Annotated in this window: 13 protein-coding genes; 7 read left to right on the forward strand and 6 right to left on the reverse strand. The window is 45.5% G+C overall.

The genetic code is table 11. The annotated features are described in order from the left end of the window. Positions 1-427: 427 nt before the first annotated feature. Both P3T48_RS12510 and P3T48_RS12515 read right to left on the reverse strand, forming a co-directional pair. Entirely contained in the window at positions 428-1,687 is a 1,260-nt protein-coding gene (locus P3T48_RS12510; protein WP_276506893.1) for an IS1380 family transposase, read from the reverse strand. A gap of 582 nt (positions 1,688-2,269) precedes the next feature. Further along, positions 2,270-2,758 (reverse strand): 3'-5' exonuclease, encoded by a 489-nt coding sequence (locus P3T48_RS12515; RefSeq protein ID WP_276506894.1) that lies wholly within the window; start codon positions 2,756-2,758, stop codon positions 2,270-2,272. Positions 2,759-3,238: 480 nt separating this feature from the next. On the opposite strand from P3T48_RS12515, the gene P3T48_RS12520 reads away from it, so the two are divergent. Further along, entirely contained in the window at positions 3,239-4,471 is a 1,233-nt protein-coding gene (locus P3T48_RS12520; RefSeq protein ID WP_276506895.1) for a sugar MFS transporter, read from the forward strand. Positions 4,472-4,695: 224 nt separating this feature from the next. Next, a complete protein-coding gene (locus P3T48_RS12525; protein ID WP_158463302.1) occupies positions 4,696-5,709 on the forward strand; it encodes a class II fructose-bisphosphate aldolase in 1,014 nt (337 codons plus the stop codon). Between the two features lie 443 nt (positions 5,710-6,152). On the opposite strand, the gene P3T48_RS12530 is transcribed toward P3T48_RS12525, so the two are convergent. The 4 genes from P3T48_RS12530 to P3T48_RS12545 form a co-directional block, all read right to left on the reverse strand. Then, positions 6,153-6,560, reverse strand: coding sequence for a hypothetical protein (locus tag P3T48_RS12530; RefSeq protein ID WP_276506896.1), 408 nt, complete (start codon positions 6,558-6,560; stop codon positions 6,153-6,155). Positions 6,561-6,698: 138 nt separating this feature from the next. Further along, positions 6,699-8,117, reverse strand: a complete 1,419-nt coding sequence (locus tag P3T48_RS12535) for a DUF5723 family protein (protein WP_276506897.1) — start codon at positions 8,115-8,117, stop codon at positions 6,699-6,701. A 54-nt stretch (positions 8,118-8,171) separates the two neighbouring features. Continuing rightward, on the reverse strand, positions 8,172-9,962 hold the full coding sequence (locus tag P3T48_RS12540) for a hypothetical protein (RefSeq protein WP_276506898.1): 1,791 nt from the start codon (positions 9,960-9,962) through the stop codon (positions 8,172-8,174). A 136-nt stretch (positions 9,963-10,098) separates the two neighbouring features. Continuing rightward, positions 10,099-11,616 (reverse strand): NAD(P)H-hydrate dehydratase, encoded by a 1,518-nt coding sequence (locus P3T48_RS12545; protein WP_158463797.1) that lies wholly within the window; start codon positions 11,614-11,616, stop codon positions 10,099-10,101. Between the two features lie 90 nt (positions 11,617-11,706). Between P3T48_RS12545 and hpt the strand changes: the two genes are divergently transcribed. The 5 genes from hpt to P3T48_RS12570 all read left to right on the forward strand — a co-directional run bounded on the left by hpt (position 11,707) and on the right by P3T48_RS12570 (position 16,186). Continuing rightward, the gene (gene hpt / locus P3T48_RS12550; RefSeq protein WP_276506899.1) at positions 11,707-12,246 is read left to right on the forward strand and encodes a hypoxanthine phosphoribosyltransferase; all 540 of its coding nucleotides are present in this window, start codon (positions 11,707-11,709) and stop codon (positions 12,244-12,246) included. 35 nt (positions 12,247-12,281) lie between these two features. Then, a complete protein-coding gene (locus P3T48_RS12555; RefSeq protein ID WP_022252196.1) occupies positions 12,282-12,854 on the forward strand; it encodes an adenylate kinase in 573 nt (190 codons plus the stop codon). Positions 12,855-13,007: 153 nt separating this feature from the next. Further along, positions 13,008-14,168 carry a GTPase ObgE gene (gene obgE, locus P3T48_RS12560; protein WP_022252195.1) on the forward strand — a complete coding sequence of 387 codons (1,161 nt, stop codon included), beginning with the start codon at positions 13,008-13,010 and terminating at the stop codon, positions 14,166-14,168. A 13-nt stretch (positions 14,169-14,181) separates the two neighbouring features. After that, on the forward strand, positions 14,182-14,985 hold the full coding sequence (gene pgeF, locus P3T48_RS12565) for a peptidoglycan editing factor PgeF (RefSeq protein ID WP_276506900.1): 804 nt from the start codon (positions 14,182-14,184) through the stop codon (positions 14,983-14,985). Between the two features lie 64 nt (positions 14,986-15,049). Then, positions 15,050-16,186: a M23 family metallopeptidase gene (locus tag P3T48_RS12570; protein WP_294881182.1), complete on the forward strand. Its 1,137-nt coding sequence runs from the start codon at positions 15,050-15,052 to the stop codon at positions 16,184-16,186. Positions 16,187-16,304 lie beyond the last annotated feature (118 nt).

Genomic DNA, 16,304 nt, shown 5'->3' on the forward strand with positions numbered 1-16,304 from the left:
TATTCTTTACAAAGATACAAAATATTTTTGGTATAAGCAAATATAAATAGTTAATATTCAATAAGATACAACATTAATATCTATATGTTAAAAGGTAAAAAGTTTGATGCGTTTGCCCTGCAATTGCGGATAAATCTATGTTCTAAACTTTCGAACATAAGTTCTAAACTTTCGGATACAAGTTCTAAACTTTCGAACATAAGTTCTAAACTTTCGAACATAGATTTTGTAGGCTTAAAAAAACATTTATATAATATAACCAAAAATCCGCAACCTGTAATATTTTTGATATCTGAGGTTGCGGATATCTTTCTAAAACGACTCGTTTTCGTAAAGCATCCTTATGGTGCACAGTCGCAAAAGACAAAATCCCCTTACCCCATGATGCGACTTGAGGCAATACGCAAAAGACCACGAAGATTTGCGGCTACCCAAAATCAAATTTGACGGCCATCATGTATGCATCATTGCTTGTGTATATGTTCAGTATGTGCTGTCTTGCAGTCTTAACCCATTTTGCAGGGACAGAAACATACTTGAATACAAAAGTTTTGATTCTGCTTGTGCATTTAAGTCCAAAGCTCTTCATGTTTGCGTCAGATATGAGGTGTCTGTAAAAGTTTCGAATCAAAGCTGTCAGAAGCAGGAACACCGTGTTTTCCACCATGAACGATTTTGGCAGACGGTTCCAGCCAAAGCCGTTGTTCATGTCGTCCAATATACGCTCAGCACCGCCACGCTTGTTGTAATACTCCACGATGTCACGGTCTGTCGAAGTATAGTCATTTGTCAGTATGCATCTGTATGTATATTCCCCTTCCCACAGGTCGAGTTCCTTATTGATGCTTCTTTGCCGCTGTATGACAAGGCGGTACGCTTTGCCGGCCCATTTCTCTGCAATGATGGAGCATATCTCAAACTCGTGTCCGTTTATGTATTCGGTTTTCCATCCGCGCAAGGCAAAGATGTCATCATATAATGACGCACATCTGTTGGCACGGATATAAAAATGTCGGCAGTGTTTCTCCACCATTTCCACTATAGCCTCAGAGCATGAGCCACAATCCATCCTCGCACGGTTTATATGTATTCCGGCATTCTCCAATCGCTCAAAAATACGTTTTAGAGTGTCTTCCTGATGGAAACGGGCATTGGTATTGCCGTCGCCGACCGTTGCTATTCCTGGACTGTAACCAGTGAACTTCTTGTAGGTCATTTTTGCGTCAAATTTCTCCGTCTCAATGAATTGGTGGTCAAAATCAAAGTCATATTCATTGTCTGGCAGCAACTGTCCAGTTGCCAGCAATGCATTGACAAGCAGATTGTTAAGGTCGGAGGCTACGTAGAAGTCGTAGCTTTTGCCCGAATCAGACCTGTAGGTCAGATTCGGTGTGGTCAATTCACGAATGGCTCTAAGTATTGTGTCTGCGCTGCATGTACGGAGGTGGGGGTGTAAGCAAAGTGCTTCCATAAGGTGTGAGGTCACGTCTTCGACACATGACCCTCCACAGAAATATACGCACATCAGAGAACGGATTATCTCGCTATATTGATAGCCATACACTTTGCTACGCAAACCTAAAGTGGAGTCTATTGTACGAGACAACATCCTGTCGAATTTCTCCATAATTGGAAAAATACCACCAAAAGATGTGAGTTTCTCGGATTTTATTTGTATTTTTGCCATGTCTAATGAGGTTTTGTTTAATTTTTTTTGCAACACTAAGTTAAGTAAATCCTCTGACATGGCAACATCCTAGGCAACTTTTTGTTGCTCAGGATGTTATAAGAGTTAATATTTATAATGTTGCGGAATTAAGGTAAAATATATGAGAAAAAAGGCATTTCCTATTATTCTATTATTAATATGTTGGATATTTAATATTTTTGAATGTTTATTTTCTGACGAAATAGAAATTAGCTTAAAGAACATTATAACTTTTAAGAGCGTGATCTTTACATTTATTATAACAATTTTATTTATTTATTTTGATTATGAAAAAAAATAGTTTTTTCTGTATTCTTTTAATCCTATGTTCATAGGGTGGAGGGCTTTTTCGTAATCCATTTTTATAAATACAGATGCAGTAAAAATGCCTACTTATGGCACAATAGTGCCCAGCGAAGAGCAGTATTGTGCCCTTTAAGGAGCACTTTTCTGTCTAAGGAAGTTATATGTTTTTAGTGCGCTGTTTCTTATCCCGAACAGAGGCTTTATGGGCTTTTATTTGTATAGTTGTGCTTTCAAATAAGAGCCCAGAGTCTTAGCTTATAATATCTCCATCGCGATGGCTGCACACGCTTCCGCATCTGCCAGAGCATGATGGTGGCTTGTTAAATCATAGCCGCAACGGGCTGCGATAATATCGAGGGTGTGACTGCCTTGGGGCCACACTTTGCGAGATGCCACGCAAGTGCAGTAAAACTCATAGTCGGGATAGTCCATCTGATAGACGCGGAAGACAGCCTTCAGACAACTTTCATCAAAAGCCTTGTTGTGAGCTACGAGAGGGAGCCCTGTTATCTTGGGCTCTATCTGCTTCCATACGTCAGGGAAGACAGGAGCTTCTTCTGTATCAGAGGCACACAGGCCATGCACCTTACTGCACCAGTAGTTGTAATACTCCGGTTCGGGCTTGATGAGAGAGTAGAACTTGTCTACTATCTCTCCGCCACGTACTATGACAATACCTACAGAGCATACCGATGATCGCTCGTTGTTGGCTGTTTCAAAATCTATTGCTGCAAAATCTTTCATGTCGTAACTTGTTCGTTTGTATGGTGCATTGTCATGCGATGCCGTTTCCCGACATCACAGCAAGCCGTGTATTGAAGTTTTCTGTGGAATAAAAACTATCTATATTATAGGTAACGTTTTGACCGTAAAGATATTGCTATGATCAGTCTGTTTTTGTAGGCTAAAATGATAATTTTTATAGTATAACGGTAAGCCTTTTCCAGTATTAATCAAACGGTTCACAGGAATTTAAGGCTGATGGCATAAGTATAGCATTTGGAGTCTGCCTGAAAATATGTTAATAATCGGGATTTGTGGGCTGATAGCATACGGAATGTAAAAACGCACAGAGTGGAGCAGGAGTGTTCCAGTATTTCCATTATGAAGAGAAATGATGGCTTTTGGAAGGTTGTTGCAAAGAAAACTCCTTTTGATAAAATATTTTTTGCGATTTGACGTTATATACTAATAATCGTTTATTTAGAAGAAAAATAAATAATAATGTCAATAGAACAACAGAAAACAAAAGACAGAAATTATCTTGTTCCTTTTGTATTGGTAACGTCGCTCTTTTTCTTGTGGGGCTTCGCTCGTGCCATTCTGGATGTGCTCAACAAGCACTTCCAGAATGCTTTGCATATCAGTATCACTCACTCCGCCCTGATTCAGGTAACCACCTATTTGGGTTATTTCTTGATGGCGATACCTGCGGGCATCTTTATCAATCGCTATGGTTATCGTCGTGGTGTGGTTTGCGGACTGATGCTTTTCGGTGTCGGTTCCCTGCTTTTCATCCCCGGCGCTTCGGTAGGCAGTTTCTATGCCTTTCTGTTTTGCCTGTTCATCATCGGGTGCGGACTGGTGTTCTTGGAGACGGCAGCCAATCCCTATGTCACCGAGTTGGGCAGCAAGGAGACGGCGACAAGTCGCCTCAATCTGTCCCAGTCTTTTAATGGACTGGGTGGCATCTTCGCCACGTTCTGCATCGGTCAGTTTCTCTTCAACAATACCGAGGAAGGTGGCAATGTGGTGGTGCCTTATGCCATCTTGGGTGTCTTGGTGCTTGCCATAGCCGTAGTCTTCTCGCGTGTCAACCTGCCCGAAATCAGTCATGAGCAGACATCAGAGGATAAGGAGCGCGGTTCCAATATCCGCAAGCTCTTCACCCATCACAAGATGTTTGTCTTTGGCCTTTTTGCCTTGCTGAGTTATGAGGTGGCTGAGATTTCCATCAACAGCTATTTCATCAACTTCGTCACCGGCATGCACTGGATGTCCGACCGCACCGCCTCATTGGTGTTGACGGGGGCTTTGGCTTTCTTTATGGTAGGTCGCTTCTTGGGCAGTTGGGTGATGCGCCATGTGGCAGCTACCACGATGCTCCTTGTTTGTGCTGTGGGTTGCGTGGTGTGCAATGTCTTGGTCTTGTGCTGTTTAGGCAAAGTGTCTTTGGTGGCATTGTTGTGCAACTATCTCTTCGAGGCTATCATGTTCCCCACCATCTTCTCGATAGCCCTTGTAGGATTGTGCAATCTTACCAAGAGCGCCTCCTCGCTTCTGATGATGACCCCTATAGGTGGCTGTGGCTTCCTTCTGATGGGGCTCATTGCCGACCGCACCCATGTGGTGATGCCTTTTGTGGTGCCCTTGGCAGGTTTTGTCGTTGTGCTGGCTTATGCCATGCGTGAGTATTATATTAATAAGGTGAACGTACAAAAAGGAGAGAGCGCATAAATTGCTATCTGTATTTTGCAAAAATGAAAGCAGAGTAGGATTCGTGTAAAATATAAACTTTTTTAACTTGTTTGAGGGGTGAAAAGTTAGCTCAACATTTTGCCGTTTCATTTGAAAAAGGTAATTTTGCACTCGAAGTTTGAAGAGAGGCCATCCTCTTGGAGATGGTTTCTTTCGAAAAAATGAATTGAATGTTTCATTAAAACTTATAAATTAAAACTATTATGGCAGTAGATTACAAGAAAATCGGTCTTGTGAACACTAAGGAAATGTTCGCAAGAGCTATCAAGGGCGGTTGGGCCGTTCCTGCTTTCAACTTCAACAACTTGGAGCAGCTTCAGGCTATCATCCAGGCTTCTTCTAACTTGAAGTCACCTGTTATCCTTCAGGTTTCTAAGGGTGCTCGCAAGTATGCTAACCCTACATTGCTCCGCTACATGGCAGAGGGTGCTGTAGAGTATGCTAAGGAGTTGGGTTGCAACCATCCTGAAATCGTGCTTCACCTCGATCACGGTGATAGCTTCGAGACATGTAAGAGCTGTGTAGACTTCGGCTTCTCTTCTGTAATGATCGACGGTTCTGCACTTCCATACGAGGAGAACATTGCATTGACAAAGAAGGTTGTTGATTACGCTCATCAGTTCGATGTAACTGTAGAGGGTGAGCTCGGTGTCCTCGCTGGTGTTGAGGACGACGTAGTAGCTGAGGAGTCTCACTATACAAAGCCTGAGGAGGTTGTTGACTTCGCTACACGTACTGGCGTTGATTCATTGGCTATCTCTATCGGTACTTCTCATGGTGCTTACAAGTTCAAGCCAGAGCAGTGCACACGTGATCCTAAGACTGGTCACCTCGTTCCTCCTCCATTGGCATTCGACGTATTGGAGGCAGTAGAGAAGCAGCTTCCTGGTTTCCCAATCGTTCTCCACGGTTCTTCTTCAGTTCCTCAGGAGTATGTTGACATCATCAACAAGTACGGTGGCAAGTTGCCAGACGCAGTAGGTATTCCAGAGGAGCAGTTGACAAAGGCTTCTAAGAGCGCTGTTTGCAAGATCAACATCGACTCTGACTCTCGTCTTGCCTTCACTGCTGGTGTTCGTGAGACATTTGCTTTGCACCCAGAGTACTTCGACCCACGTCAGTACTGCGGTAAGGCTCGTGAGTACATGGTTGACCTCTATAGCCACAAGATCAAGGATGTTCTTCATTCTGACAACAAGTTGGCTAACCTCGACTAATCATCGTAGGTCGCTAAGACATAAAAAGAGCGGAAGTCCGAAAGGATTTCCGCTCTTTCTTTTTGGTATGCTCGGCATGAGCCTATTCTAATGGGTGCAAGTCCCTAACAAGCCCTAATAGCGGGAATTGTATAGCCAATAGCAATAGGCTTCAACTGCTTACGAAGCCGCTTTCATTGCTCTACGAAATAGGCTTCATTGACTATCGAAGCCGCTTTCATATTTCGAGGCTTTTCTATTCACGCCCATTCATATTGATGAGGCTGAACTCATTCAACATCTCATGCCCCATGCAACCACGGTGCAGACCCAATGGTGTTGAGCGTTACCGTCTGCTTGCCCCCACGCATCGTATGAAGCATCGAAGACTTTCGTGCCCTTCTCATACGTAACGTAAAGGATGCTGCCCAAAATGTCCGTGAAAGCAAGATTGCATACATTCTTTAGTCTCCATTTTTGATAACAGTCTGCTTGAATTCTTTTGCTACTCTATCGTAATAGACCGAATTCCATAAGTCGTTAAATTCTTTTTCGGTTATCATATTTATACCCATCTTTTTGAAATCTTCCAATTCGCAATTTGTATCCAGCCAATAACCATAATTTCTATCGTCTGGCATTTTTACAATAATCCTACCATCTTTAGCAAATCCAATTTCTCTGTTTGCAATATGATTTACCACATCGTCATATTCAATAAACCATAGAGTAACATCCTCTATTTTATCATCAAAATCAGGATTTGCACTGAGTGGAGCGATCATCTTATGCAGCAAACGACACCATAAGCTTCGTTTTGTTTTATTGTTCTGTTTTTTTTCTAATGACCACTTTAAAATAAAATATTTCATAATGTCTTTTTGCACCTAAGAGGCCTAAAAATGAATATAGCTTCGTTGGCTGTTGAAAGTACTTTCGTAGGTATTGAAAGTACTTTCGTTGGTCATCGCAAGTACTTGCGTTTGGGGGTTATGAACACAGTTTTTTCTTTACCAGGTAATATTCATACCGACAGCCACACTGGCGTTCGAGCTCAGTGGGATGCATTCCTTACTCATCTTGCCCAGCAAGTGGTCCATGCCGATGAATAAATTATATCCCTTAGGATGGATGTTGAGCACCCAGCCCATGCTGGCTGTGAAGCTGTTGACAGCAAAGTTGACACCACCGTCAATCCATTTCAGAGGAGCCCAGTTGGCACTTAGTCTGCCTTCTGTCCATGAGTAGGCACCCTTGATGCGTGTAGAGCTCAGGAAGCCGAAGGTCATTTTCTTGTAGCATGGAAGCTTGTAGCTTGCACCCACGTTGATGGTGGCACCTATGCCTGTTGTTCTGCTGCCCTGGTCACCCTCGTCGGTAAGGTTGGCAAAATCGGCCAGCTGGTCTCCATATTTATCAGCCTTGTCATCGAAGACTTCGTTTCCATTGCCTTGTTTCACATCCATGTCGGTGAAACCGTCAAAGACGAATGTGTCCTGTCGGTTGGCAGCCTGCATGTTGTTGCTCCAGTGCATGAAACCCAAGTCGAGAACCGAGGCGTTCACTGTCCAGCTGTCGTTGATTTTATATTCTCCACCGAGGTCTATCGCCATACCAAAACCGCTCAGTCCGGCGCCGTCTACGTCCACATCGTTCACATATTCATATTCTCCCTTTGATGGGTCGTTGTATTCCTTGGTTTCCTGCTTGTAGCAGAATCCCTTCATCGACATGTTGGCCTTGGCCTTTGCGCTTATCAGCCATTTGTCGTTGGCTGTCAGGTCTGCCTTTACGTCATTCATCTCTACATCAGCACGGGCAATACCGAAGAGGAATTTCAGTTTGGCACCGAGTCGCAGTTTCTTGTTGATCTGGCGGGAGTGACCCAAAGCCAGTTCGCCATACGACATGGCGTGTGCTCTGATGTCGCCGATGTCATAAGAGTTGTTGCCTGTGTTCTTGGCAAACTCAAAGAGCTCGTAGGGCAGGGCGATGCCGAAAGAGGTCTTGGCGTTGACTTCGATGGTGTTGTATCCGCCGAAGCCCTTGAAGCCAGCCGACAGCAGGGCTATGTTCACGTCACCCGTGATGCGGTTGTTGCCTGTACTGAATCCGTCGAGAGCATCACTTGTTGAGATGTAGGGGTTCATGAAGGTGGTCATTTTCTTGGCTCCGTTTTCCACGCCATACATAGGATTGTTCATCACCACATCCTGGTATCCGAAGTTACCATGTGTGTTTACACTCACGTTGCCCAGAGCAGGAATGGATATGTAGTTCTGGTCGTTTCCATAGGCAGGGTTCAGATCGTGACGGAACTTATAGTCTTCAGTGTAATATGCCGAGTTGAGGCTCTGTGCCATGGCACCCATTGCAACAGTAGTCAGTGCCACTGTGAACAATTGTTTCTTGATATGTTGTAATTTCATAGGGCTTTCTTATTTATTATATATAAAATAGGTATGTTTGGTCTGACACTCTCATTAGTTGAAGTCGCCGATAATCTTTCCGACAATTTTCACCTTGATGTCGTTCAGTTTCAGGGTATGCTCTCTCTCGTTGAGGCTGATGCCCGTCACCTTGTTGCCATTGGCTGACTTGGCGGAGCCTTCCAGTCGGAATACGAGTCCGTCCAACTGCTTGAGCGAGTTCTTTACCTTGGGTGTAATTTTCATGGTGATAGGTGTTGTTACGGCTGTTGTTCCGTCTGTCGATGCAGCCACCTCGTCGGGAATCTCGATGAGCAGTTTGTCTTCTATCTTGTTGCCCTGTGCGTCTACTGGATATGCTTTTACGGTGAGGTAGGCTGGAACCTTGTTCTCTACGTTGGCTGTCACCTCGATGTAGGTTCCCTCGGCCAGGTCGAGTTTGTCGATATCGTCGTTCCATCCAGTAAAAGAGTCTTCGTAAACGATGTTTGCCTTTTCGCCAAAAGCCAATGGGGCATTGACCTTATAACTTGGCTTCACATGGTATTCTTTTCCAAATACTATGGTAGCCACCTCTGCCTTGGCATGAGCGTTCACGTCTACGATTTTGATGTGGTCGGGTATGCGGTTGATGAGTGTCAACAGGTTGCTCACGGCATACACGTTGGCTTCGCCGTACTGCTGGGTCAGTTCGCTTGTCTTCTGTCGGCAGATGCAGATCTTGCTTAGTCCGTTCTTCGCTACACTCATCTCCGGCAGAGTGACGCGTGCCAGTTCTCTGCCTTCCTTTGTCGAGATGACTGTCGCACTAACAGTAGCAGCCACATCCATGTCGTTGTTTACGGTCAGCAATATCTGAGGATTGTCGAGATCGGCCACAACGTCGTCGTCATCCAGGAAGTCGGGAAGACCTGTCACGTCAACTTCTCCCAAAGTGTTCAGATTGATCTTCGGGTCGAAGATACCTGTGGCACTGTTCATCGTGATGGTTCTGTCGGCTACGCCTATTTTTGCCTTGATTGTAGGATTGTCGGGCATTGCACCTGTCACATTGCATTGCATTGCTATGCTGAAGTATCCAGTTAGGTCTATCGCTCCGTTGTTGATGCTGAGGTGTCCGTGGTCGTTCTGATTGGTGAAGTCCAGTTTCTGTGTCTTGAGGCTCAGCTCAAGGGGGCGTGCGGTAGAGATGTCTGTGATGGTAACTTTCGAACCATTGTGTGTGGGAACTCCGTTGCCGTTTTTTATCTCCAGATGATTGATGCTGAGGTATGCGGGCAAGGTGAGTGTAGCCGACTCTATGTTGGAGACAGCTGTCGAGATGTTGCTGAAGTCGAGTCTGATACTGATTTCGGTCCCGTTCTCGTTCTCGTTAATCTCAGCCTCATTAAGACTTTTCACAGCCTTGTCGTTGCCATGATATTCGAACATCATGACCTTGGGTGAAGCAATATGGAGGCTGCTGCCGGGAGTGCGTCTTGCCTTGGCACCCGTAGAAGCTGCGTTGCTCAGTGAAATATCGCCATCGAACACGTTGGTAACGTCGAGGATGATAGGCGAAATGTTTGGATAGGCTGCCTCTACATCTCCTCCAGCCAGCTGGAACAGGTAGTTGCCTGCTGCATCTGTCACTACGCAACCGCCTTCCTTGAGGTCGAGAACATCTTTCAGCTGAATGTCTTTGGTTGAACTGTTGGGAATTACCAAAGACTCACTTCCGAATCCCATAGTAGCGTCAACGTTGTTTAGGTCATAGTCGTTGTTCGTGCATCCTGTTAAGGTCAGGAAACCTGCCACCAATAATGCTGATGGTAACAGATGGTGTTTTAGATTGTGATTTAACATACTTTGAGTAGTTTATAAATTTGTGATTAGGTTATAATTTCCCCCTTCATGTGGCAAATATACTAAAAAAAAATAAATGAACAACAAAAATGTTCATTTATTTCTCTAATATGTTCAAAAAAACTTATTTTTCTCCTCAGTCTTCCATTCTCAGGAAAGCTTTGGGCAGATAATTGATGATGTCGCCGGCAATGAGACTTTCCTTTCCTAAGTCTTTGGCAGCCAAGTCGCCGGCCAGTCCGTGCAGGTACATTCCGATCCTGCAGGCAGAAGGTGCGTCGTAACCTCGTGCCAGCAGGGCAGTGATGATTCCGGTCAGCACATCTCCGCTTCCTGCTGTCGCCATGCCGCTGTTGCCAGTGGAGTTGAAGTCTATGTGTCCGTTGGGCAGGCACAGGGCAGAATAATGTCCTTTCAGCAGAATGTAAGCCTGCAGCCTTTCTGCCAGTTCGCTTGCCTTCATTAGTCTTTCGTAGCAGCAGGAACTTGTGGTGCCCGCCAGACGGTCGAGTTCCTTAGGATGGGGAGTGAGGATGATGTCCTTGGGCAACTGTTGCATCCATGCCCGGTGACTTGAAAGGATGTTGATGGCATCGGCATCGATGACCAAGGGGCAGGTGCTTCGTCTGATCTGTGCTATCAGGGCGATGGCTGTTGTCTCGTTGCTGCCTAACCCCGGACCTATTCCGAGCGCATTATAAGGTTCGGTATCTACAGGATGACTGAACAGGGTTTCTTCAGGGTCCATCTGCTGTATGGCCTCTGGCACACTTATCTGCATGATGTCGTAATTGCGCTTGGGTGAATGCACGGTGACTTTTCCTGCTCCTGCTCTCAGGCAGGCTTTGGTGGCAAGGATAGAAGCTCCCGCCATTCCGTAAGAGCCGGCTATGAGGAGTGCGTGCCCCATGCTTCCTTTATGAGCAAAGTCGTCACGGGGTTGCATGATGCCCCGTATGTCGTTTTCCTCCAGGATGCGATACCTGCAGTCGGTGTTTTGTATGTATTCGGGAGACAGGCGGATGTCCAGCACCTTGAGCCTTCCCAAATATTTCTGGTTGTCCGCCATCAGCATCGACAACTTCTTTTGTTGCAGTGTCAGCGTGAGGTCGGCTTTCAGGATATTGGCAGATATGTTGTAGGTGTTGTCCTCGCATATCAGTCCCGACGGAATGTCGATGCTGACCACTTTGGCTGGCGATGAGTTCAGGTATTTCACCATGGCGGCAAAACCTCCGGTAAGCGGCTTGTTCAGTCCGCTGCCGAAGAGTCCGTCCACGACCACGGTGTCTGGTGTCAGCGTGGGAGGCTCGAAGTTGACCGAGACTTCTGTAAATTGTTTGATGCGTTTACTCTCAATGAGACGCTTCTTGTTCAAGGCGCAGTCGTTGGAGAGTTTGTTGTGAATGTTGAATAAGAATGCTGAAACTTGATAGCCGTCGTCAGCCAGCAGTCTGGCCACGGCAAGTGCGTCACCTCCATTGTTTCCTGGTCCGGCGAAGACCACAATAGGTGTCCTGTTCGACCATTCTGCTTCTATGCAGTGGGTGATGGCCTTGGCAGCTCTCTCCATCAGATTGATAGAGGAGACAGGCTCATGGTCGATGGTATATTTATCCAGCTCATGTATCTGAGTACTCGTAAAAATCTTCATACTTCTGCAAAAATACGAAAAAATGCTCGATAACTATAAGATATTCCGTATTTTTTTAGTAATTTTGCAGAAAATATTATTTTTGGAACTATGAGTATAGTTAAAATCAAGGACAAGACTTTTAAAACCTCTATTCCAGAAGAGGAAATTTTGAAGAAAGTGCAAGTTGTTGCCGACCGTATTAACCAGGACATGGATGGTAAGAATCCTTTGTTTTTGGCTGTGTTGAATGGTGCATTTATGTTTGCTGCCGATCTGATGCGTATGGTGACAATCCCCAGCGAGATATCCTTTGTGAAGTATGCTTCTTACGAGGGTACCAGTTCTACGGGCAATCTGAAACAACTGTTGGGAATCAATCAGGAAGTGGAGGGTCGTCATATCATCATCGTTGAAGATATCGTAGATACCGGATTCACCATGCAGAAGATGATCGACAGTCTGAAGGAGAAAAATCCTGCTTCGATCAATGTCTGCTCTTTGCTTGTGAAGCCAGGCAATCTTCGTGTGCCTCTCGATATCAAGTATGCGGTGATGGAAATTCCTAATGATTTTATTGTAGGCTATGGACTTGACTACGACCAGCAGGGCCGTAACCTGCGCGACATCTATACGATAGTAGAAGATTAGTTTAAGGATAATTATTTCAACAACATAAAATAGTAATGAAGAATATTGTAATTTTCGGTGCGCCAGGTGCAGGTAAAGGCACTCAGAGCGACAAGCTGATTGAGAAGTACGGATTGGGTCATATCTCAACAGGTGATGTACTTCGTAGCGAAATCAAAAACGGTACAGAACTCGGCAAGACTGCCAAGGGCTTCATCGACAATGGTCAGTTGATTCCTGATGAGTTGATGATTGATATCCTGGCAAGTGTGTACGACAGCTTCGGTAAGGAGCACAAGGGTGTCATCTTTGATGGTTTCCCACGTACTATTCCACAAGCTGAGGCTTTGAAGAAGATGTTGGCAGAGCGTGGTCATAAGGTGGCTGCCATGATTGAACTTTCTGTTCCTGAGGATGAGTTGATGGCACGTCTTATCAACCGTGGTAAGGAGAGTGGTCGTTCTGACGACAATGAGGAAACTATCAAGAAGCGCTTGAATGTTTACCACACACAGACTTCTCCACTCATCGACTGGTATGAGAAGGAAGGTATCCATCACCACATCGAGGGCTTGGGTACTGTAGACGAGATCTTCGCTCGTGTTTGTAATGTCATTGACAATCTCTAAGATATAAGGTTTGATGTGTAATGTTTAATATTTAGTAAGGCTTGTGCCATCGAGGTCATGCTTCAGTAAATGTTCGACATTACACATTTGCCCTTTTGCCAGCCTCAAGATAGCAAGATATTTTTTACTAAACATTAAACATAAGACATTAAAATGGCTGAATCCAATTTCGTAGACTACGTAAAAATTAACTGCCGCTCTGGTAAGGGTGGCAAGGGCTCCATGCACCTGCGCCACGTAAAGTACCAACCCAATGGTGGTCCTGACGGTGGTGACGGCGGACGCGGAGGAAGCATTTATCTGCGTGGAAATCATAATTACTGGACTTTATTGCACTTAAAGTACCAGCGTCACTTCTTTGCCGAACATGGAGGCAATGGTGGACGAGACAAGTGTCATGGAACCGATGGCAAGGACATCTATATTGATGTGCCTTGTGGAACCGTGGTATATAACGCCGAAACAGGAAAGTACGTGTGCGACGTTACATACGATGGACAAGAGGTGTTGCTGCTGAAAGGTGGTCGTGGAGGATTGGGAAACTTCCAGTTCCGCACTTCTACCAACCAGGCTCCCCGTTATGCACAGCCAGGCGAGCCTATGCAGGAGATGACTATTATCATGGAGCTGAAACTCCTGGCAGATGTCGGATTGGTGGGATTCCCCAATGCGGGCAAGTCCACCCTGCTGTCTTCGGTCTCCAGTGCCCGTCCCAAGATAGCCAACTATCCGTTTACCACCCTTGAGCCCTCTTTGGGAATTGTCGATTATCGTGACCATCAGTCTTTTGTGATGGCCGACATTCCTGGTATCATCGAGGGTGCCAGCGAGGGTAAAGGCCTGGGATTGCGATTTCTGCGCCACATAGAGCGCAACTCACTCTTGCTCTTCATGGTGCCAGGTGATACCGATGATATCAAGAAGGAATACGAAGTGCTTCTTGGCGAGTTGAGAAACTTCAATCCAGAGATGCTTGACAAACATCGCGTGCTGGCTGTCACCAAGTGCGATTTGCTTGACGAAGAGCTCATCGAGATGCTGAAGGAAAACCTGCCTGACGATTTGCCGGTGGTCTTCATATCCTCGGTTACCGGACAGGGTATCCAGGAGTTGAAGGATGTGCTTTGGCGTGAACTCAATTCGGAGAGTAACAAACTCCAGGAGATTACCTCTGAAGACACTCTCGTGCATCGTGATAAGGATATGAGCCGATTCCAGCAGGAGTTGGCTGCCGAAGGCGAGGATATTGTAGAGTATATCGATGAGTCGGAGATTGAGGATGTAGACGACCTCGATGACTTTGAATACGAGTAAAAATTCTCTGCAGATGCTGAAAGAATATACAGTTGCTGAAGGAGTCCTGGCTTTCTCTACCATGCGAAAAGGCGGAGTGAGCTTGGGCAACTATAGCGAATTCAATATCAATGAGTATTGTGGCGATTCTTCCGAACATATTTGGGAGAACCGTCGCCTTTTGGCAGAACGCTTAGGTGTGTCTGCCGACCATATCGTCATGCCTCATCAGGTGCATGGCATAGAAGTGCGAAGGGTTGACGGGGAGTTTTTCTCAAAACCTGATCCTGTCCGCAAGATGATTCTCGAAGGAGTCGATGCGCTGATTACCGACCTGCGGGGTGTGTGCATAGGTGTTTCTACTGCCGATTGCATTCCTGTGCTTCTTTATGATGAGGTTCATCATGCCATGGCTGCTATTCATGCTGGATGGCGAGGCACCGTACAGCGTATAGTGCAGAAAACCATTGAGATGATGTGCACCTCTTTTCACACACGTCCCTCAGAATTGAAGGCTGTCATTGGTCCAGGTATATCCAAAGAAGCTTTTGAGGTAGGCGATGAGGTTTATGAGGAGTTCGTGCAGGGCGGTTTTGATATGCCTGCTATTGCCGACCAGCGTCCTAACATGAAGAAAGAGGGAAATGTGGATCAGCCCATGAAGTGGCACATCGATTTACCTCTTTGCAATTCACTTTTATTACAAGAGTCGGGCATTCCTGCTGTCCATATCCATCAGTCAGGTATTTGCACCTATCAGCACAGTGATGATTTCTTCTCTGCCCGTAGGTTGGGCATTCAGTCTGGAAGAATCTTCACCGGAATCATACTTTTCTAATTTCTATAAAACAGTCATGTATAAGAACCTAATCAATAAACTTAGCCATATTTATGCGGTAACGATGGTTGCGGCCTTATTATGCTGTGGCTTCATCATCGTTTCGTCTTTCATGCCAGGCAAAAATCAGTTTACTGCTGCCGAACAGCAACAGATAAGTATTGCCACGCCAGGACTTTTTGAACGGAGCAATGCTTTCAATGTAGACTTTGAGAACTTTCGGGAGAAGGAGTATTCTTTTCCTCTTCCAGTGGGTAAGGCTACGTTGGAGAATAATAATAGCATCCTGCATATAGAGACCAAGAAGGGCGATGCCGTCAAGGCGATGTTTGATGGTTATGTGCGCCTTTCCCGCAAGACAGTAAATTATGGTAATGTTATTGTGATCCGTCACGATAACGGTTTAGAGACAGTTTATGCTTTCAATGCCGAAAACCTGGTGAAGGTGGGACAGGGCGTTGAGGCTGGACAGACCATAGCTATTGTCGGAGGAAAGGGGTCAGACGTGTTTTGTGAGTTTTCTGTTATGGTAAACGGAGCCCGCATCAATCCTGAGACAGTGATAGAGTTGAAAAGTCACAGGCTGCGTCGTCAGACCATGCAGTTTCGCAAGACGGGCAACCGTATCAGTGTGACTGTCGTGGGAGGCAAGGTGTCTTCTTCTGACAAAAAGGACAGGGAGTTTACTCTCGATCCGGAAGAGGAGGCCGATCCCTTCCAGAAGTCTAATACTTTTAAGTTGGATTTAGAGAAGATCTCAGCATCTCATTGGGCTTATCCACTTCCAGGCAGCAAGGTGATCAGTCCTTACGGTGGCAAGCGCTGCCATTCTGGTGTAGACCTCAAGACTCGTCCCAACGATAAAATTTTAGCAGCTTTCGATGGTACTGTAGTGGCTTCGGGGCCTTTCTATGGTTATGGTAACTGTATACGTATCAAGCATGCTTATGGTTTTGAGACCTTGTATAGCCATCAGTCCAAAAACTTTGTCAAGCGCGGCGATAAGGTGAAGGCTGGTCAGGTCATTGGTCTTACCGGCCGTACTGGTAGGGCAACGACAGAACATCTTCATTTCGAAATCTCCTTCCATGGCCGCCGCATGAATCCCGCTGTAGTTTTCGACCATGGCAGCAAGAAACTTCAACGCTCCACCTTGACCTTGACCAAGGGTAGCGGTGTCAAGTCGAAGAAGAATAGTTAATACTTATATAACAAAGGTACGCGTACGTGCGCGTACCTAATTATTATATAAGAATATGAGCACGTACCAGCTTTCTTTTTTACAAGTAAGCAAGATGACCAAACGCAGGAATAATGAG

The sequence above is a fragment of the Segatella intestinalis genome (assembly GCF_029348455.1).
Lineage (GTDB): Bacteria > Bacteroidota > Bacteroidia > Bacteroidales > Bacteroidaceae > Prevotella.